This window comes from Ancylobacter sp., assembly GCF_965279025.1.
Lineage (GTDB): Bacteria > Pseudomonadota > Alphaproteobacteria > Rhizobiales > Xanthobacteraceae > Ancylobacter.
This window is the reverse complement of record NZ_OZ257132.1, coordinates 324,787-342,236: the sequence shown is the minus strand read 5'-3', so window position 1 is coordinate 342,236 and position 17,450 is coordinate 324,787. Positions and strand designations below refer to the sequence as shown.

Here is a 17,450-nt window from a genome sequence, read left to right as displayed (position 1 = left end):
TAGCAAATATGCCGCCCCGGGGTGCAAGCGGGTTGAGGTTTCGCGCGCGCGGGGCCCGGGTTCAGCATTCCGGCAGGTTGACCGCGAGGCCGCCGAGCGAGGTTTCCTTGTATTTGGAAGCCATGTCGCGGCCGGTCTCGCGCATGGTGACGATCACCTTGTCGAGCGAGACGATGTGGGTGCCGTCGCCATGCAGGGCCAGCGAGGCGGCGTTCACCGCGCTGATGGCGCCGAAGGCGTTGCGCTCGATGCACGGCACCTGAACCAGCCCGCCAATGGGGTCGCAGGTCATGCCGAGATGATGCTCCATGCCGATTTCGGCGGCGTTTTCCACCTGCAGCGGCGTGCCGCCCAGCGCGGCGGCGAGGCCGCCCGCCGCCATCGAGCAGGCGACGCCGACCTCGCCCTGGCAGCCGACCTCGGCGCCGGAGATCGAGGCATTGATCTTGAACAGCGCGCCGATGGCGGTGGCGGTGAGCAGGAAGACATGCAGGCCGGCGCGGTCGGCGCCCGGGCAATGGTCGCGGTAGTAGCGCAGCGTCGCCGGCACGACGCCGGCCGCGCCATTGGTCGGCGCGGTGACCACCCGCCCGCCGGCGGCGTTCTCCTCGTTCACCGCGATGGCGTAGAGGCTCACCCAGTCCATGATCTCGTGCGGGGTGGGCGCGTTGCGGGCGAGGAGCGCGTCGCGGATCGCCTTGGCGCGGCGCTTCACCTGAAGGCCGCCGGGCAGCTCGCCCGAGGTGGCGAGGCCGCGATCGATGCAGGACATCATCGCTTCGACGATGCCGTCGAGATGCGCGTCCACTTCGGCTGTGGGGCGGCGGGCGCGCTCATTGGCGGCGACGAGTTCGGCGATGGAGAGCTTCTCGCGCGCGGCGAAGGCCAGCATGTCGCGGGCGTTGCGGAAGGGGTAGGGCAGGGCGACCTCTTCCGGCGCCGCCGGCTGGCCGACCTCGTGCTCGGGCACCACGAAGCCGCCGCCGATGGAGCACCAGCGCGCCTCGGCGAGAAGCTCGCCATCCGCGGCGAAGGCGTGGAAGGCGAGGGTGTTGGGGTGGCGCGGCGTGGCGGCGACGCTGTCGAACACGATGTCGCGGGCGGGATCGAAGCGGATGCCGTGCGTGCCGCCAAGCGGCAGGCGGCCGTCTTCCGCCACCCCGGCGAGCAGCGAATCGGCGCGGTCGGGATCAATGCTGCGCGGCAGCTGGCCGGCAAGGCCGAGGATCACCGCCCGGTCGGTGCCGTGCCCCTTGCCGGTCCAGGCCAGCGAGCCGTAGAGCGTCACCTGCGCCCGGGCGGTGCGCGCCAGCATGCCGTCGGTGGCGAGCCGCTCGGCAAAGCCCGCCGCCGCCACCATCGGCCCCACCGTGTGGGAGGAGGACGGGCCGATGCCGATCTTGAAAAGCTCGAACGCGCTGATCATGGACGCTTAACCGCTTCGTCATCCCGGCCGGAGCGGAGCGGAGAGCCGGGATCGCTCTCCGTCTGGTAACGATCCCGGATCGGCCTGTGGCCGTCCGGGATGACGTCGAGAGTTCTGTGTCGAATTTTAGGGTTTGATCGGCAAAAGTCAGGCCAGCTCGCGGCGGGCGTCTTCCAGCAGTTCCCACACATAGGGCGCGAAGGAGCGCCAGACATCGACGTGGAACACGTCCGGAGCGTGGCGGACCAGCACGATTTCCGCCTTGTGGAAGAGCGTGCGGGTGCACATGCCCACCGGGAACGCCGCCAGAGAGAGGTCCAGCGGGTTGCCCTGGTTCAGCACGAAGGCGGCCTTCTCGCCGGCCACCTCAATGCCGACGCTGCGCGCGGAAACGTCGACGAGGGCGTGCGGCAGGCCTGTCGTGGCGGCCTCGATCGCCCCGAAGAGCGGCGCCGCCTCCGTGCCGGGGGCGAGCAGCATCCACTCATCCGGGCCGAGCCAGAGGGCGAAGCGGCCGTTGGCGGCGTTGAACCGGCAGGCGTCGCGCGGCAGCGGCACGCCGAACGCTTCGCCGGCCGGGCCGATCGCCGCCGCGCGGCCCCGGAACACGAGACGCGCGGCGGGGCCGAGCGCGACAAGTCTCACCGCCGCGACATCGCGCGACGCAGCGGCGAGAGCGGCGAGCGGGCTGGCCGGCGTCAGGGGCGTGGTCGTGGCGGGGGGCATGGATGCGCTCTCAACCATTGAGGCGGTCTCCCTTGGGGTCGTAGAACACCGGCTCCACCACCTCGACCTCGATGGCGTGCGTTGGCATCGGCACCATCAGCTTGGTGCCGATGCGGGCGCGCCCACCCTTGACCATCGCCAGCGCGATGGAGCGGCCGAGGACGGCGCTGTGATAGGACGAGGTGACGAAGCCGAGCATCGGCACGGGGACCGGAGCGGAAGGGTCGGCGACGATCTGCGCGCCTTCCTCCAGCACGACCGAGGGGTCGGTGGTCTTCAGCCCGACCAGCTGCCGCCGGTCCGGGGCGCTCATCGCCGCGCGGGCGAGCGAGCGCTTGCCCACGAAGTCCTTCTTGGCCTTGCCGACCGCCCAGCCGAGATTGGCGTCGTCCGGCGTCGCGGTGCCGTCCGTCTCCTGGCCGACGATGATGTAGCCCTTCTCGGCGCGCAGCACGTGCATGGTCTCGGTGCCGTAGGGCGTGATGCCGAAGCGCTCGCCGGAAGCGTACACCGCCTCCCACACCGCGCGACCATAGGCGGAAGGCACGTTGATCTCGAAGCCGAGCTCGCCGGTGAAGGAGACGCTGAACAGGCGCGTGGGCACGCCGAGGATGGTGCCTTCGCGCACGCTCATATGCGGGAAGGCCTCCTTGGAGAGGTCGATGCCCTCGATTAGCGGGGCGATCACCTCGCGGGCCTTCGGCCCCTGCACGGCGATGACCGACCATTGCTCGGTGGTCGAGGTCAGCCACACGTCGAGGTCCGGCCACTCGGTCTGGAGATAGTCCTCCATATGGGCGAGCACGCGCGGGGCGCCGCCTGTCGTGGTGGTGACGTGGAAGCGATCCGCCGACATGCGGCCGACGACGCCGTCATCCATCACGAAGCCGTCCTCGCGCAGCATGACGCCGTAGCGCAGCCGGCCGGGCTCCAGCTTGGCCCATGCGTTGGTGTACATGCGGTTCATGAACTCGGCGGCGTCCGGGCCGACGATCTCGATCTTGCCGAGGGTGGAGGCGTCGAACACGCCGACCGAGGCGCGCACCGCCTTGCACTCGCGGGCGACGGCGGCGTGCATGTCCTCCAGCCGCCCGCCGGCGCCGACGCGCGGGAAGTACAGCGCGCGCTTCCAGTTGCCGACATCCTCGAACACGGCGCCCTGCGCGGCGGCCCAGTCATGGATGGCGGTCTTGCGCAGCGGATCGAACACGTCGCCGCGCGCCGCTCCGGCGAACAGGCCGAAGGTGGTGGGGGTGAAGGGCGGGCGGAAGGTGGTGAGCCCGATCTGCGGCACCGGGGTGTCGAGCGCCTCGGACACGATGCCGAGGGTGTTCATGTTCGAGGTCTTGCCCTGGTCCGTCGCCATGCCGGTGGTGGTGTAGCGCTTCACATGCTCGATGGAGCGGAAGCCCTCGCGGGTGGCGAGCAGGATGTCCTTGGACGTGACGTCGTTCTGCCAGTCGACGAAGGCCTTGGCCAGCGCCGGGTTGCGCCCGTGCGGGGTGGCGCCGATGAAGCCGGCGGTGCCGAGATCGTCCGCCTGCGCCGGAATGGCGCGCGAAGCGGTGGCCGGGGCCGGCGTAGCCCCGCGCGCGGGGGAGTTGAAGGTCGCGGCCGCGCTGGCGGCGGCCTCGCCCTGGGCATAGCCGTCTTCCAGCACGCGCTGCAGGCCATTGAGGCCGCGACAGGCGCCGGCGGAACGCTCGCGCTCCACCGAGGTGCCGGGCAAATAGGCGCCGGCCGCACCGTCCCAGACCAGCTTGCCGCGCGACTGCGAGAACAGATGCACGCTCGGCGTGAAACCGCCGGACATCAGCACGCTGTCGCAGGCGATGGTCTCGGCGGGACCGACCTGCCCGCCCTTCACCTTGGCCAGTTGGGCCGAGGACACGCGCAGCCGGCCCTTGGTGCCGACGAGCACGGTGGAGGGGCGCACGTCGATGCCCGCAGCCAGCGCGCGGGCGGGGAGTTCGCCCGAGACCTCAGTGCGCAGATCGGCGATGGCGACGATGGCGACGCCAGCGGCCTTGAGCTCCAGCGCGGCGCGGTAGCCGGCATCGCAGGCGGTGAAGATCACCGCGCGCTCGCCGACCTTGGCGCCGTAGCGGTTGGCGTAGGTGCGGGCGGAATCGGCCAGCAGCACGCCGGGCCGGTCGTTTTCCGGGAACACCAGCGGGCGCTCCAGCGCGCCGGTGGCGAGCACGACTTCCTTCGCGCGCACCTGCCACAGCCGCTCGCGCGGCAGGCCGGCGGCCGGGGCGGCGAGATGCTCGGTGACGCGCTCGGCCAGCGCGATGAGGTTGTGCGGGAAATAGCCGAAGGCGGTGGTGCGGGGCAGCAGGGTGACGTTGTCCTTGCCCGCCAGCGTGGCCAGCGTCGCCGCCAGCCATTGCGCGGCGGGACGGCCCTCGATGGTGGCGGCGGTCTCGCTGAGCAGCGAGCCGCCCAGTTCCGCCTGCTCGTCGCACAGCACGACGCGGGCGCCGCTCTCGGCGGCGGCGAGCGCGGCGGCAAGCCCGGCCGGGCCGGCGCCGACCACCAGCACGTCGCAATGCAGGTGGTTCTGGGTGTAGCGGTCCGGGTCCGGCAGGGTGGGCGCCACGCCCAGGCCCGCCATGGCGCGGATCTTCGGCTCATAGAAGCGCTTCCACGCCCCGGCCGGCCACATGAAGGTCTTGTAGTAGAAGCCGGAGGGCAGGAAGGGTGAGGCGAGATCGTTGACCGCGCCGGCGTCGAAGGACAGCGAGGGCCAGCGGTTCTGGCTTTCCGCCTTCAGCCCCTCATAGACCTCCACCTGCGTGGCGCGCAGGTTCGGCGCCGCGCGGGCGGCATCGCGGGCGACGTTGACCAGGGCGTTCGGCTCGTCCGAACCGGCGGAGAGCAGGCCGCGCGGGCGGTGATATTTGAACGAGCGGCCGACGAGGTGGACGCCATTGGCGATGAGCGCCGAGGCCAGCGTGTCGCCGGCATAGCCCGAGAAGGTCTTGCCGTCGAAGCGGAAGGACAGCGGCGCGGCGCGGTCGATGCGCCCGCCCGAGGCGGTGCGGAAGCGGTTGGTCATGTCACGGGTTCCCGCCGCTGGAGGCGTCGATATCCGGGCGCGCTTCGCCGGCCTTGTAGGTGGCGACGAAGAAATCGCTCACCGTGTCGCGCAGGGCATTGAAGTAGCGGCCGCAGCCATGGATGTGGCGCCAGCGCTCGGCGTGCAGGCCCTTGGGGTTGGTGCGGTTATAGAGGAAATCCGCCCATTCCTGGTCGGAGAGGGTGGAGGGATCGGCCGGGCGGGCGATATGCGCCTCGCCGCCATAGCGGAACTCGATTTCCGGCCGGGCGCCGCACCAGGGGCAGTTGATGATGAGCATCAGCGGGCTCCCACGTTGTTCGGCTTGACCATCCTTCGAGGCTCGCTGCGCTCGCACCTCAGGACGACGGGGTTCTGACGGGACGGAGGAACGTCATCCTGAGGCGCCCGGCGGCACGCCGGGCCTCGAAGGATGGGACTGCGGGAGCGGTGCATGACCCTCTCCCCTCAATGCGCGACGGCGGCGGCGGCCGCTTCGTCGATCAGGAAGCCATCGCGAAAGCGCTCCAGCGTGAAGGGGGCGTTGATGGGGTGCGGGGCGTCCTTCGCGATGGTGTGGGCGAAGACATGGCCCGAGCCCGGCGTCGCCTTGAAGCCGCCGGTGCCCCAGCCGCAATTCACATAGAGGCCCGGCACCGGGGTCTTGCCGATGATCGGCGAGCGGTCCGGGGTGACGTCGACGATGCCACCCCAATTGCGCAGCATGCGCAGGCGCCGGAACTGCGGGACCAGTTCGCAGATGGCGTCCAGCGTGTGCGAGGCGATGTGCAGCGCGCCGCGCTGGGAATAGGAGGTGTAGGCGTCGGTGCCGGCGCCGATGACCATCTCGCCCTTGTCGGACTGCGAGATATAGGCGTGGATGGTGTTGCTCATCACCACCGTGGGGAAGGCGGGCTTCACCGGCTCCGACACCAGCGCCTGCAGGGGATAGCTTTCCAGCGGCATGCGCACGCCCGCCATCGCCATCACCACGCTGGAATGGCCGGCGGCGGAGACGCCGACCTTTTTCGCCCGGATGAAGCCGCGCGAGGTTTCCACGCCCTCGACCGCGCCCGACGGGCCGCGCCGGATGCCGGTGACTTCGCAGTTCTGGATGATATCGACGCCGCGCGAATCCGCCGCGCGGGCGAAGCCCCACGCCACGGCATCGTGCCGGGCGGTGCCGCCGCGCCGCTGCAGCGCGCCGCCGATGATGGGGTAGCGCATGCTCTTGATATTGAGCGGCGGGCAGAATTCCTTCACCTGCTCGGCGGTCAGCCATTCATTGTCGACGCCGTTGAGCCGGTTGGCGTGGACGTGGCGCTTGAAGCTGATCTCGTCGTGATGATTGTGCGCCAGCATCAGCACACCGCGCGCCGAATACATCACATTGTAGTTGAGGTCCTGGGAGAGGCCCTCCCACAGCTTCACCGCGTGCTCATAAAGCCCGGCGCTTTCGTCGAACAGATAGTTGGAGCGCACGATGGTGGTGTTGCGCCCGGTATTGCCGCCGCCCAGCCAGCCGCGCTCGATCACCGCGACATTGGTGATGCCGTGCTCCTTGGCGAGGTAATAGGCCGTGGCCAGGCCATGCCCGCCGGCGCCGACGATGACGACATCATATTCGGGCTTGGGCTCGGGGGTGCGCCATTGCGGCTGCCAACTTTTGTGGCCACCAAAGGCGCGGCGGAACAGCTCGAAGCCGGAGAATTTCTGCACATTCGCCTCCGACGCAAAGGGTCGATGCCCGCGGATTCTCGCCGCATGAAGCCTGATGGCACATGGTCGCGCGGCGCCGCGCTTCCTGCGAGCACTGTTTCGGCGCTGGTGTTGAACGGATGCGACATTGGATGCGACACGGGTGCGGAGCGGGCCCATTCACGCGCTGGTGACGCGCCCGCGCCAGCTTTCCTTGCGGAAGCCATGATCGCTCATTACCTGCCAGCCGACACAGCAACACGGGATGGGTCATGTTCAACAGCGGTAGTTTCGACGCCAAGCGGCTTCTCGACCAGTTTCTCACGCCGCAGGCGGGCGGGCAGGGCAATGTCCCGGCGCAGCAGAACTCGCTCGGGGGCCTGCTCGGCGGGCTGACCGGCGGCCTCACGGGGGGCATCACCGGCAGCGCCAACGCGCAGCCCCCCGGAGCGGGCGCATCCGGCGCCGGCGACCTGATGGGGCGCGCCAAGGACTATCTCGGCACCAATGGCGGCTCGCTGGCCTCGGGCGCGGCGGCCGGTGCCCTGGTCTCGCTGGTGCTCGGCAGCAAGGGCGGGCGCAAGATGGCCGGCAACGCCGCCGCACTGGGCGGCCTCGCGCTGGTCGGCACACTCGCCTACAAGGCCTACCAGAACTACCAGCAGGGCCAGAAGCCGGCGCAGACGGCCGCCGAGCCGGTGCCGACGCAGCTTCCCCCGGCGCAGTCGCCCTTCCATCCGGCGCAGGCCGAGCGCAGCCATTTCGACGTGACGCTGCTGCGCACCATGATCGCCGCCTCGCTCGCCGACGGCCATGTGGACGAGGCCGAGCGCGCCGCCATCTCCACCAAACTGGGGCAGGGCGCCAATCTCGACGAGGCCGAGCGCTTCCTCACCACCGAACTCGGCGCGCCGGCGTCGCCCGAGACGCTGGCCTCCGAGGCGTCCTCGCCCGAGCAGGCGGCCGAGGTCTACATGACCGCGCTGCTCGCCATCGACGCGGACACCACCTCGGAACGCGTGTTCCTCGCCCGCCTCGCCACGGCGCTGAAGCTCGACCCCGCACTGGTGCCGCATCTGGAGGCCAGCGCCCGCGCGGCGCGGACGGCGTAAGCATTCTTCCGGCGGCAGGAATTGACGCTCAGCCGGAGGTAATCAAGGTTAAGCGTTAAGGTTAAGCCGGTCTTAATCACTCGCGGGCACAGTGCGGCCATCGAAGAGCGCCGGGAATCTCCCGGCTCGTCCGGGATGGTTGCATGCGTGCTGGCGTGGTGTTGATGGATCGTGGGGGCCTGCGCCCGGTGGCCGTGCTTGTAGCGGCGCTTTCGGTCGCCGTGATCGCCCTGGGCGGCCCGGTCCGGGCGGCGGACACCGTTGACGACATGGGCGCCGACGATCTGCTGGCGCGGGCGCCCGAGATCGAGGATGCCCGCAGCTGGTATCTGCGCGGCGACATCGGCTTCGTCTTCAACGAGGCGCCCGACGTGGCGGGGTTTTCCCCGACGCCGGGGATTGACGATGCCGGGGTGTTCGCCATCGGTGCCGGCGTGCGGTTGAGCGACCTTCTCCGCGTCGACCTGACCGCCGATTATCGCAGCCCGGCGGAGATGTCGGTCTGGGGTCTTTCCGCCGATTTCAGCGCGACCACCCTGTTGGCCAATGCCTATCTCGACCTCGGCACCTGGCACGGCCTGACCCCCTATGTCGGGGCGGGCATCGGCGCCAGCTACGTCTTGCTCTCCGGCATCGCCGGGGCCGGCGACGCGGATGGCTGGGGCTTCGCCTGGGCGCTGATGGCCGGCACCGCCCTGACGCTGGCGCCGAACTGGCAGCTGGATATCGGCTACCGCTACCTCGCCATCGAGAGCACCGAAGTCGGCGGCACGTTCGCGGACATCAGCCAAAGCGCCCACGAAGTGCGCCTCGGCGTGCGCTATCTGTTCGACTGATCGCAGGCCGCTTCCCGCGCCAGCGAATGAGGGGGCGTGCCCCTCATTCCTTACGTCGCGCCTTTCAGCGGCAGCGCTGCAGGATGGCGTTGGTGGCCGCCGTGGCGCCATTGAGCGAGAACACGTAGCTGGTCTCGTTTCCCCGGCGCGACGTGGCGCTGATATTCATCTCGCTGCCGCCGCGCATGGCTTCGAGAAAGGCGGCCTCGCGCTCGGCCCGGCGCAGCCACGCGCTGTTGCCCTCGGTCATCAGCGTGAACGTGTCGTCGCCGATGCTGGCGACAACCTGCGAACCGCTGGCGAATTCATAGCCGGTCTGGAAGCTGACCTCGGTGCGCTGGGCCGTGCCGTCCAGCGCGGTGACGAAGAATGTCACATCGCCATGGGCAAGGCGCTCGGGTTGTTTCGCTGTCGGGGCGCTGATCGCATAGCATTGCGACTTGCCACTGGCGTTGAAGCGCCAGGCGCTCCAGTCCTTGTACTCGCCCAGAGCTGTCGGCGTGGCAGCCATAGCGCCGGTCGCGGCAAAAAACATCACACTCAGTGCGATGGCGGTCCGTCCAATCATGCGGGAAAGCCTCCTCTCGTCTGTAGTTCAGCGCAGGAGACTTGTCGCGTCGCGTTAAGACAGCGTTAAGGCGCGGGGCAAAATCGCGATCACAATGAGGACATCGTGCCCGGTTGAGGCCGCATTCGGGGGCGCGCGCCGCGCCTTCCGCCACATGAAAACGGGCGCCCCCGCAGGGCCGCCCGTCGCTTTCGAAGGCCTAGAGAGGCGTGCGGCGCTCAGGCGCGCAGCAGCGGGTCCGGCTGCAGGCCGTGCAGCGTCCACTGGCGGGTGACGGTGTGGAAATGTACGTCGCGCCCGCCCTTCGACGTGAGAATCTCGCCGATCTCGGCGTCCTTGTCGGCGTCGGGGGCATGCACCCACAGGAGCAGGCCGCCATCGCCGATCTGGCGCTCGATAAAGGCGGCGTGCTTGCGGCCAAAGGCGCGGGCCAGGATGAGGCCCACCATGCCGCCGGCCGCCGTGCTGCCGGCGGTGACCGCGATGGCGGGAATGAGCGCGGCGCCGCCGGTGCCGACGACGAGGGCGGCGCACAGGCCGGCCACCAGCGCGGGGCTGCCGACCAGCGCGGCCATGCCTTCCGCGCGATCATCCGCCGGCACATAGGCGCTGCGCACCGAATCGCCGGAATCCTCGATCTCGCTGAGCGGCTTGAGGGAGAAGGCGCCGTGCGCGCCCAGAACGCTCATGTCGCTCTCTTCGAGGCCAAGCTGCAGCAGCGAATCGACCGCGGCGTGAAGCGCGGCCTCGGTGCTGAAGACAGCGACGGCTTCGCGCTCGCTATATTCCGTCGTGACGTCGTCCAGGGTTTCGATCGAAGTCATAGTGCGTCCTTCTTGGTGCTGTCCGTCCCGCCGATGCCGGATGGAAGCGTGGACGGCTTCCCCCGGCATGTCGTTGCGCGCCGCCCTCCGGCGAGGGGCCCTGCGCACGGCGGTAAGTGTGACGATTGCGGCGGGCGACGCTAGGGAAATTTGCAAGGAGGCGGCGGGCTGTCGCGGCGGCCGGCATGGCAGGGGCGCGTGCCCGATGGTGCTTCCATCACCCGCGCAACGCGCCGCCGAATCCCCTCTTGCGTTTCCCCGTCCGCGGGAGTACTTCCCGGCTCGGGCTACCCCTCCCCACCGAGGGGCTCCCATCTGGAAGGATGGCTATCATGACGAATACCGCGCAGCCGGCTGTGAAGCCGGCCAATCCTAATTTCTCGTCCGGCCCCTGTGCCAAGCGTCCCGGTTGGTCGCTTGAGGCCTTGAGCGATGCACCGCTCGGTCGCTCGCACCGTGCCAAGGTCGGCAAGGCGAAGCTGAAGCTCGCCATCGACCTCACCCGCGACATTCTCGAAATCCCCGCAGACTACCGTATCGCCATCGTTCCCGCCTCCGACACCGGCGCGGTCGAGATGGCGCTGTGGTCGCTGCTGGGCGCCCGCCCGGTCGACCTGCTGGCGTGGGAGAGCTTCGGCGAAGGCTGGGTGACGGATGTCGTCAAGCAGCTGAAGCTCAAGGACGCCCGCGTCCTCAAATCGGCCTACGGCGAACTGCCCGATCTCACCCAGGTGAATTTCGACCATGACGTGGTCTTCACCTGGAACGGCACCACCTCCGGTGTGCGCGTGCCGAACGCCGACTTCATTCCCGCCGGGCGGCAGGGCCTGACCATCTGCGACGCCACCTCGGCGGTGTTCGCGCAGGACCTCGACTGGGCCAAGCTCGATGTCGTGACCTATAGCTGGCAGAAGGTGCTGGGCGGCGAGGCGGCGCACGGCATGCTGGTGCTCAGCCCCCGCGCGGTCGAGCGGCTGGAAAGCTATGTGCCGGCCTGGCCGCTGCCGAAGATCTTCCGCCTGACCAAGGGCGGCAAGCTGATCGAGGGCACGTTCGAAGGCGAGACCATCAACACTCCGTCCATGCTCTGCGTCGAGGACTATATCGACGCGCTGAACTGGTCGAAGGCGGTTGGCGGCCTCAAGGGCCTGCGCGCCCGCTCGGACGCCAACTTCAAGGTGCTCGCCGATTATGTGGCGAAGACGCCGTGGATCGACTTCCTGGCCAAGGTGCCGGAGACCCGCTCCAACACCAGCGTGTGCCTGGTGGTCGCCGACCCCGAGGTGAAGGCGCTGGCGCCGGACGCGCAGGCGGCCTTCGCCAAGGCGCTAGCGGCCGCGCTGGAAAAGGCCGGCGTCGCCTATGACATCGGCGCCTATCGCGACGCGCCGGCGGGCCTGCGCATCTGGGCGGGCGCCACGGTGGAGGCCTACGATCTCGAGGCGCTGCTGCCCTGGCTCGACTGGGCCTTCGCCAGCGCCAAGGCGGGTCTCAAGCAGGCCGCCTGAACCCCTTCGCGTTGTTCCCGCCGCTGACGCAAGGGGACGGCGAAGGGGCATTGGCTCCCGCTTTCGACGGTGAATGGCTCTCTCTCCCGGCCGCGTCTCACCGTCGCTCGCTTCCGAGCCAATGGCCCATGAACGCTTCGTCGTCCTCTCCCGCCAGCGGCGGGACGCCTCGTTCTTTTCCCGTGTTTTCCTTGCCCGTGCTGTGCGGGTAGCACTCAACCTTCCCGAACAGGATGAAGCCCATGGCTCCCCGCGTTCTCATTTCCGACGCTCTCTCCCCCGCCGCCGTACAGATCTTCAAGGATCGCGGCATCGAGGTCGACTTCCAGCCGGCGCTGGGCAAGGACAAGGACAAGCTTGCCGAGATCATCGGCAATTATGATGGTCTCGCCATCCGCTCCGCCACCAAGGTGACGCCGAAGATCCTCGCCAACGCCACGCGGCTGAAAGTGGTGGGGCGCGCCGGCATCGGCGTCGACAATGTCGACATCCCGGCCGCCACCGCCAAGGGCGTGATCGTGATGAACACGCCATTCGGCAACTCCATCACCACCGCCGAGCACGCCATCGCCATGATGTTCGCGCTGGCCCGCGAAATCCCCGCCGCCGACGCGTCCACCCAGGCCGGCAAGTGGGAGAAGAACCGCTTCATGGGCGTGGAGCTGACCGCCAAGACGCTGGGCATCATCGGCTGCGGCAATATCGGCTCCATCGTCGCCGACCGCGCGCTCGGCCTGAAGATGAAGGTCGTCGCCTTCGACCCGTTCCTCTCGCCCGAGCGCGCGAGGGATATTGGCGTCGAGAAGGTGGAACTGGACGATCTGCTCGCCCGTGCCGACGTCATCACCCTGCACACGCCGCTGACCGACAAGACCCGCAACGTGCTTTCCGCCGAGGCGATCGCCAAGACCAAGAAGGGCGTGCGCATCATCAATTGCGCGCGCGGCGGGCTGGTGGACGAGGCGGCGCTGGCGCTCGCGCTGGAAAGCGGCCATGTCGCGGGCGCGGCATTCGACGTGTTCATCACCGAGCCGGCGACCGAGAACCCGCTCTTCGGCCATCCCAACGTGATCTGCACGCCGCATCTGGGCGCTTCCACCACCGAGGCGCAGGAGAATGTCGCGCTGCAGGTGGCCGAGCAGATGAGCGACTACCTGCTGCGGGGCGCCATCTCCAACGCGGTGAACTTCCCCTCGATCACGGCCGAGGAAGCCCCCAAGCTGAAGCCCTTCATCGAGCTGGCGGAAAAGCTCGGCTCCTTTGCCGGCCAGCTCACCGACACCGACATCCAGACCGTGCGCATCACCTATGACGGCGCGGTGGCCAGCCTGAAGATCAAGGCGCTGACCTCGGCGGCGGTGGCCGGCCTGCTGCGCCCGGCGCTGGCCGACATCAATGTCGTGTCGGCGCCGAGCATCGCCAAGGAGCGCGGTATCGTGGTGGAAGAGACCACCCGCGAGATCGCCGGCGATTATGAGAGCCTGATCACCCTGACCGTCATCACCGACAAGATGGAGCGCTCCATCTCCGGCACGGTGTTCGCGGATGGGCGCCCGCGCATCGTCGACATCAAGGGCATCAAGGTGGACGCCGAGTTCGCGCCCTCCATGCTCTATGTCACCAATGAGGACCGCCCGGGCTTCGTCGGCCGCTTCGCCAGCCTGCTGGGCGATGCCGGGCTGAACATCGCCACCTTCGCGCTCGGCCGCGACCGGCAGGGCGGCGACGCCATCGCGCTGGTCGAGGTGGACGGCAAGGTGCCGACCGAACTGCTCGACAAGGTGCAGCAGCTTCCCTCGGTGAAGCAGGCCAAGCCGCTGGCGTTCTGAGCCACGGCGCGGCGTCTTTGACGGACCTTGGGTGTTGGGCGATCATGCGCCCGACATCCGGGGGAGGGCTCATACTATGCGTGTCGTACGAGTCGAAGCGATCTGGGATCCCGAAGTCGACGTCTGGGTCGGTGTGGCCGACAGTGTCAACGTGGTCACCGAGGCGCCGTCGATCGAGGCGCTGCGGGAACGCCTCAAATTGATCATTCCAGATATGCTGGAAGAACTCGGCGACGCGCCGGATGAATTTTCGATCGAGATCGTCGCCCGGGTATCGGATCACGTTAAGCGCGACGCTGCATGAGCGCCTTTTGGCCGGCGTTGCGACGAATCCTGATGGACAGCGGTTATGAGCACCTGCGCTCCGGCAAGGGCGAACCATGAGATATGGTTGAATCCGGAAACCGGTCGCAAGGTGTCTATCGATACAGGCTCAAAGTCGCGGCACTCCGCGAATGAAACTTTGAAACAGGCGGGTCTCCCCAAAGCCTTCTGACCTTCCCGCTCACATCGGGAAGGCGGCGCGGTGGAGCTTGGCGGCGGCCTTGGCCAGCGCGACGATCTGTTCCCAGTCCCCCATCGTCACCGCCTCGCTCGGTGCCACCCACGAGCCGCCGACCGCCAGCACGTTGGGCTGGGCGAGGTAGGAGCCGACATTGCCGGGGCCGATGCCGCCGGTCGGGCAGAAGCGCAGGTCCGGCAGCGGGCCGGCCAGCGACTTCAGGAGATTGACGCCGCCGACCGCTTCGGCCGGGAACAGCTTCAGCACCGGAAAACCCATGGCGTGGAGCGCCATCGCCTCGGTTGCGGTGGCGCAGCCGGGCATGACCGGCACCGGCGCTTCCGCCAACGCTTCGGCCAGGGCCGGCGGGCAGCCGGGGCTGACGAGGAAGCGGGCGCCGGCGTCGATGGATTTCTGGATCAGGTCCGGCCGGGTCACCGTGCCGGCGCCGACAATGGCGTCCGGCACCTCGGCGGCGATGGCGGCGATGGCTTCCAGTGCCGCCGGCGTGCGCAGCGTCACCTCGATCAGCGGCAGCCCGCCCTCGGCCAATGCGCGCGCGAGCTTCACGCCGGCGGCGACACTCGGCACGGTGACGACGGGAACGACGGGAGCGCGGGCGAGCAGCAGGCTGGGATCGGGGAGCGACATCGGGCACCTTGCAAGAAGTTCGGCGAGATCAGGGACGGAATTCCTTGCCACATGAAGACCGCCGGGCGCCGGCTTGTCGAGACCCGACGGCAAGTTTTGTGCAGTGCGGGGCAATGCCTCCCATCCCACGCCCCGCACACGCGTCGGCGGCTCGATGCGCGCGCTTTGTTCAAGCCGCGAAACTGGTGGAGCGGGAGAGCTCTTCCCAGGCGGCGATTTCGGCTTGCATCTGTTGCAGCTTCTGCGCGACGAGACCCAGCGCATCCTCGCCGAGAAAGAGCCGTGTCGGCGGGTTCTCCGCTTCGACGAGCTGGAGCAGGGCCTGCGCCGCCTTGTCCGGGTCGCCGGGCTGGCTGCCGTTCTTGATCTGGCGGGCCAGCCGCAGCGGGTCCATGACCGCGTCATAGTCGGCGATACTGCGCGGCGTGCGGTCCATGGAGCGCCCCGCCCAATCCGTGCGGAACTGGCCCGGCGCCAGGGCGGTGACCTTTATGCCGAAGCCGGCGACCTCCTTGCCGAGCGATTCGGAAATTCCTTCCAGCGCGAATTTGCTGCCGCAGTAGAAGGAGATGCCCGGCATGGTGATGAAGCCGCCCATGGAGGTGACGTTGACGATGTGCCCGCGCCGGCGCGCGCGCATGCCCGGCAGCACGGCCTTCATCATCGCCACCGGGCCAAACACATTGGCGGCGAACTGGCGCTGAAGGTCGTCGATCGAGGATTCCTCGAGCGCGCCCTCATGGCCGTAGCCGGCATTGTTGACCAGCACGTCCACCGGCCCGGCCTCGCCCTCGGCGGCGCGGACGGCCCCCGCTATGGCGGCAAAGTCGGTAACGTCGAGTTGCAGCGGCGTGGCGCGCTCCGCCGCGCCGAAGGCTTCCGCGTCCGCCGGACGGCGCACCGTGCCGATCACCCGATGTCCGGCATTGAGGGCGGCTGCGGCGAAGGCGCGTCCAAGACCGGAGGCAACGCCGGTGATAAGGAAGGTTCTGGAGGTGGTCATGGCGGATCCCTGCTGTTGATCGATCGCAAACTTATATCATGATATAATTTCGATATGGACCAAAGCAAGCCCCGGCCGGCGCGGCCGAAGCAAACGACGCGCGCGCGCATTCTCGATGCCGCCGAGCGCCTGCTCGGGCAGGGCGGCGCCGGCTTTTCGATGCGCGATCTCGCCGAGGAGGCGGGGGTAAGTTTCGCGACGCCGTTCAACCAGTTCGCCAGCAAGGCCGGCATCATGCTCGCCCTGTCGGAGCGCCGCATCGACGCCATGCGCGGGCAACTGGCCGAGGCGGCGCTGCCGGCCGCGACGGTGGGACGCGTTCTCGTGGCGGTCGACATTGCGAGCGCGGTCATGCTGGAAACGCCGATGGTCAGCCGCGCGGTCATGGCGGCCATTGGCGCCCCGGGCGAGCCGCCAGGCGATGTTTCCGCACGCTCGCGGGCTTGGTGGGGCGAGGCACTGGGCGCGGGCGACGACCTGCCCGCCGCCACGCGGCCACTGGCGCTCGAGGCGCTGCCGCGTCACCTCGCGGTCGCTTTCCGGGGCGTGCTGTCCTTCTGGACCGCGGGCGAACTGGCCGACGCCTTGCTCGGCCGGCAGGCGCGGGCGGCGGCGGCCGCGGTGCTGCTCGGCTTCAGCGGACCCGACGACCGCACGCGGCTGCTTGCGCTCATCGCGGCCGATGCGGTGGGGCTCACCGGGCCCGGCGGCGCCTAGCCGTTTCAGCGTTCATGACCTAGCCTGACCCGGACGACACCGCCGCACCCGAGTGAGCCATGTTCAAGACCGATTCCATCTATCCCCGCGACATGATCGGCTATGGGCGCAACCCGCCTGACCCGAAATGGCCGGGCGGGGCGCGGATCGCCGTACAGTTCGTGATCAATTACGAGGAGGGCGGCGAGAACTGCATCCTCCACGGCGACGCGGCTTCCGAAGCCTTCCTGTCCGAGATCGTCGGCGCCCAGCCCTGGCCGGGGCAGCGGCACATGAACATGGAGTCGATCTACGAATATGGCTCGCGCGCCGGCTTCTGGCGGCTGTGGCGGCTGTTCACCTCGCGCGGCCTGCCGGTCACAGTCTATGGCGTGGCCACCGCCATGGCGCGCAACCCCGACGCCGTCGCCGCGATGAAGGAGGCGGACTGGGAAATCGCCAGCCATGGGCTGAAATGGATCGATTACCGCGACCATTCCTATGAGGCCGAGAAGGCCGACTTCGAGACGACAATGCGGCTGCATACGGAGATCACCGGCGAGCGCCCACTCGGCTGGTACACCGGGCGCACCTCCGCGCATACGCGCCGCATCGTCATGGAGGAGGGGGGCTTTCTCTATGATTCCGACATCTATTCCGACGACCTGCCATTCTGGGTGGAGGGGCCGCGCGGGCCGCATCTGAGCATTCCCTACACGCTCGACACCAACGACATGCGCTTCGCGATACCTGCCGGGTTCAACTATGGCGACCCGTTCTTCGCCTATCTGCGCGACACCTTCGATGCGCTCTACGCGGAAGGGGCGGAGGCGCCGAAGATGATGAGCGTCGGCCTGCATTGCCGGCTGGTCGGGCGACCGGGGCGCATCCTCGCCTTTCAGCGCTTTCTCGACCACATCGCGAGGCATGACCGGGTGTGGGTGCCGCGCCGCATCGACATCGCCCGCCACTGGCACACCCACCACAAGCCGCCGATTCAGGAGTGACGC

At 68.8% G+C, this 17,450-nt stretch carries 16 protein-coding genes; 7 read left to right on the top strand and 9 right to left on the bottom strand.

What is annotated here, in order from left to right; all coding sequences use genetic code 11:
* Window positions 1-61: 61 nt before the first annotated feature.
* The 5 genes from ACQY76_RS01580 to ACQY76_RS01560 all read right to left on the bottom strand — a co-directional run bounded on the left by ACQY76_RS01580 (window position 62) and on the right by ACQY76_RS01560 (window position 6,932).
* Window positions 62-1,426, bottom strand: coding sequence for an L-serine ammonia-lyase (locus ACQY76_RS01580; RefSeq protein WP_428031176.1), 1,365 nt, complete (start codon window positions 1,424-1,426; stop codon window positions 62-64).
* Between the two features lie 147 nt (window positions 1,427-1,573).
* Complete coding sequence (locus tag ACQY76_RS01575) at window positions 1,574-2,170, bottom strand: sarcosine oxidase subunit gamma (protein WP_428031175.1); 597 nt, start codon at window positions 2,168-2,170, stop codon at window positions 1,574-1,576.
* On the bottom strand, window positions 2,163-5,213 hold the full coding sequence (locus ACQY76_RS01570) for a sarcosine oxidase subunit alpha family protein (protein WP_428031174.1): 3,051 nt from the start codon (window positions 5,211-5,213) through the stop codon (window positions 2,163-2,165). Before ACQY76_RS01570 ends, ACQY76_RS01575 begins: the two co-directional genes overlap by 8 nt.
* 1 nt (window position 5,214) lies before the next feature.
* On the bottom strand, window positions 5,215-5,514 hold the full coding sequence (locus ACQY76_RS01565; protein WP_428031173.1) for a sarcosine oxidase subunit delta: 300 nt from the start codon (window positions 5,512-5,514) through the stop codon (window positions 5,215-5,217).
* A 167-nt stretch (window positions 5,515-5,681) separates the two neighbouring features.
* Window positions 5,682-6,932 carry a sarcosine oxidase subunit beta family protein gene (locus tag ACQY76_RS01560; protein ID WP_428031172.1) on the bottom strand — a complete coding sequence of 417 codons (1,251 nt, stop codon included), beginning with the start codon at window positions 6,930-6,932 and terminating at the stop codon, window positions 5,682-5,684.
* 251 nt (window positions 6,933-7,183) lie between these two features.
* On the opposite strand from ACQY76_RS01560, the gene ACQY76_RS01555 reads away from it, so the two are divergent.
* Both ACQY76_RS01555 and ACQY76_RS01550 read left to right on the top strand, forming a co-directional pair.
* Window positions 7,184-8,023, top strand: coding sequence for a tellurite resistance TerB family protein (locus tag ACQY76_RS01555; RefSeq protein WP_428031171.1), 840 nt, complete (start codon window positions 7,184-7,186; stop codon window positions 8,021-8,023).
* 143 nt (window positions 8,024-8,166) lie between these two features.
* On the top strand, window positions 8,167-8,859 hold the full coding sequence (locus ACQY76_RS01550) for an outer membrane protein (protein ID WP_428031170.1): 693 nt from the start codon (window positions 8,167-8,169) through the stop codon (window positions 8,857-8,859).
* A 64-nt stretch (window positions 8,860-8,923) separates the two neighbouring features.
* Here ACQY76_RS01550 and ACQY76_RS01545 read toward each other — a convergent pair whose 3' ends face one another.
* Entirely contained in the window at window positions 8,924-9,370 is a 447-nt protein-coding gene (locus tag ACQY76_RS01545; RefSeq protein WP_428031169.1) for an invasion associated locus B family protein, read from the bottom strand.
* A 275-nt stretch (window positions 9,371-9,645) separates the two neighbouring features.
* A complete protein-coding gene (locus ACQY76_RS01540) occupies window positions 9,646-10,251 on the bottom strand; it encodes a hypothetical protein (RefSeq protein ID WP_428031168.1) in 606 nt (201 codons plus the stop codon).
* Between the two features lie 332 nt (window positions 10,252-10,583).
* Between ACQY76_RS01540 and ACQY76_RS01535 the strand changes: the two genes are divergently transcribed.
* The 3 genes from ACQY76_RS01535 to ACQY76_RS01525 all read left to right on the top strand — a co-directional run bounded on the left by ACQY76_RS01535 (window position 10,584) and on the right by ACQY76_RS01525 (window position 13,892).
* Window positions 10,584-11,759 carry a phosphoserine transaminase gene (locus ACQY76_RS01535; protein WP_428031167.1) on the top strand — a complete coding sequence of 392 codons (1,176 nt, stop codon included), beginning with the start codon at window positions 10,584-10,586 and terminating at the stop codon, window positions 11,757-11,759.
* A gap of 242 nt (window positions 11,760-12,001) precedes the next feature.
* Complete coding sequence (gene serA, locus ACQY76_RS01530; protein ID WP_428031166.1) at window positions 12,002-13,588, top strand: phosphoglycerate dehydrogenase; 1,587 nt, start codon at window positions 12,002-12,004, stop codon at window positions 13,586-13,588.
* 76 nt (window positions 13,589-13,664) lie between these two features.
* Window positions 13,665-13,892, top strand: coding sequence for a DUF1902 domain-containing protein (locus tag ACQY76_RS01525; RefSeq protein WP_428031165.1), 228 nt, complete (start codon window positions 13,665-13,667; stop codon window positions 13,890-13,892).
* 201 nt (window positions 13,893-14,093) lie between these two features.
* On the opposite strand, the gene eda is transcribed toward ACQY76_RS01525, so the two are convergent.
* Window positions 14,094-14,741 carry a bifunctional 4-hydroxy-2-oxoglutarate aldolase/2-dehydro-3-deoxy-phosphogluconate aldolase gene (gene eda / locus ACQY76_RS01520; RefSeq protein ID WP_428031164.1) on the bottom strand — a complete coding sequence of 216 codons (648 nt, stop codon included), beginning with the start codon at window positions 14,739-14,741 and terminating at the stop codon, window positions 14,094-14,096.
* A gap of 169 nt (window positions 14,742-14,910) precedes the next feature.
* Window positions 14,911-15,744: an oxidoreductase gene (locus ACQY76_RS01515; protein WP_428031163.1), complete on the bottom strand. Its 834-nt coding sequence runs from the start codon at window positions 15,742-15,744 to the stop codon at window positions 14,911-14,913.
* 54 nt (window positions 15,745-15,798) lie between these two features.
* Here ACQY76_RS01515 and ACQY76_RS01510 point away from each other — a divergent pair, with 54 nt between their 5' ends.
* On the top strand, window positions 15,799-16,461 hold the full coding sequence (locus ACQY76_RS01510; protein ID WP_428031162.1) for a TetR/AcrR family transcriptional regulator: 663 nt from the start codon (window positions 15,799-15,801) through the stop codon (window positions 16,459-16,461).
* A 59-nt stretch (window positions 16,462-16,520) separates the two neighbouring features.
* Window positions 16,521-17,447 carry an allantoinase PuuE gene (puuE, locus tag ACQY76_RS01505; protein WP_428031161.1) on the top strand — a complete coding sequence of 309 codons (927 nt, stop codon included), beginning with the start codon at window positions 16,521-16,523 and terminating at the stop codon, window positions 17,445-17,447.
* Window positions 17,448-17,450: the final 3 nt, after the last annotated feature.

What these genes read in the sequence shown, in the direction of transcription:
- puuE (WP_428031161.1), top strand. Translation starts at nt 16,521, where the DNA reads ATGTTCAAGACCGATTCCATCTATCCCCGCGACATGATCGGCTATGGG.
- ACQY76_RS01540 (WP_428031168.1), bottom strand. Translation starts at nt 10,251, where the DNA reads ATGACTTCGATCGAAACCCTGGACGACGTCACGACGGAATATAGCGAG.
- ACQY76_RS01580 (WP_428031176.1), bottom strand. Translation starts at nt 1,426, where the DNA reads ATGATCAGCGCGTTCGAGCTTTTCAAGATCGGCATCGGCCCGTCCTCC.
- ACQY76_RS01525 (WP_428031165.1), top strand. Translation starts at nt 13,665, where the DNA reads ATGCGTGTCGTACGAGTCGAAGCGATCTGGGATCCCGAAGTCGACGTC.
- ACQY76_RS01550 (WP_428031170.1), top strand. Translation starts at nt 8,167, where the DNA reads ATGCGTGCTGGCGTGGTGTTGATGGATCGTGGGGGCCTGCGCCCGGTG.
- ACQY76_RS01545 (WP_428031169.1), bottom strand. Translation starts at nt 9,370, where the DNA reads ATGGCTGCCACGCCGACAGCTCTGGGCGAGTACAAGGACTGGAGCGCC.
- ACQY76_RS01575 (WP_428031175.1), bottom strand. Translation starts at nt 2,170, where the DNA reads ATGGTTGAGAGCGCATCCATGCCCCCCGCCACGACCACGCCCCTGACG.
- serA (WP_428031166.1), top strand. Translation starts at nt 12,002, where the DNA reads ATGGCTCCCCGCGTTCTCATTTCCGACGCTCTCTCCCCCGCCGCCGTA.
- ACQY76_RS01555 (WP_428031171.1), top strand. Translation starts at nt 7,184, where the DNA reads ATGTTCAACAGCGGTAGTTTCGACGCCAAGCGGCTTCTCGACCAGTTT.
- ACQY76_RS01510 (WP_428031162.1), top strand. Translation starts at nt 15,799, where the DNA reads ATGGACCAAAGCAAGCCCCGGCCGGCGCGGCCGAAGCAAACGACGCGC.
- ACQY76_RS01515 (WP_428031163.1), bottom strand. Translation starts at nt 15,744, where the DNA reads ATGACCACCTCCAGAACCTTCCTTATCACCGGCGTTGCCTCCGGTCTT.
- eda (WP_428031164.1), bottom strand. Translation starts at nt 14,741, where the DNA reads ATGTCGCTCCCCGATCCCAGCCTGCTGCTCGCCCGCGCTCCCGTCGTT.
- ACQY76_RS01535 (WP_428031167.1), top strand. Translation starts at nt 10,584, where the DNA reads ATGACGAATACCGCGCAGCCGGCTGTGAAGCCGGCCAATCCTAATTTC.
- ACQY76_RS01570 (WP_428031174.1), bottom strand. Translation starts at nt 5,213, where the DNA reads ATGACCAACCGCTTCCGCACCGCCTCGGGCGGGCGCATCGACCGCGCC.
- ACQY76_RS01565 (WP_428031173.1), bottom strand. Translation starts at nt 5,514, where the DNA reads ATGCTCATCATCAACTGCCCCTGGTGCGGCGCCCGGCCGGAAATCGAG.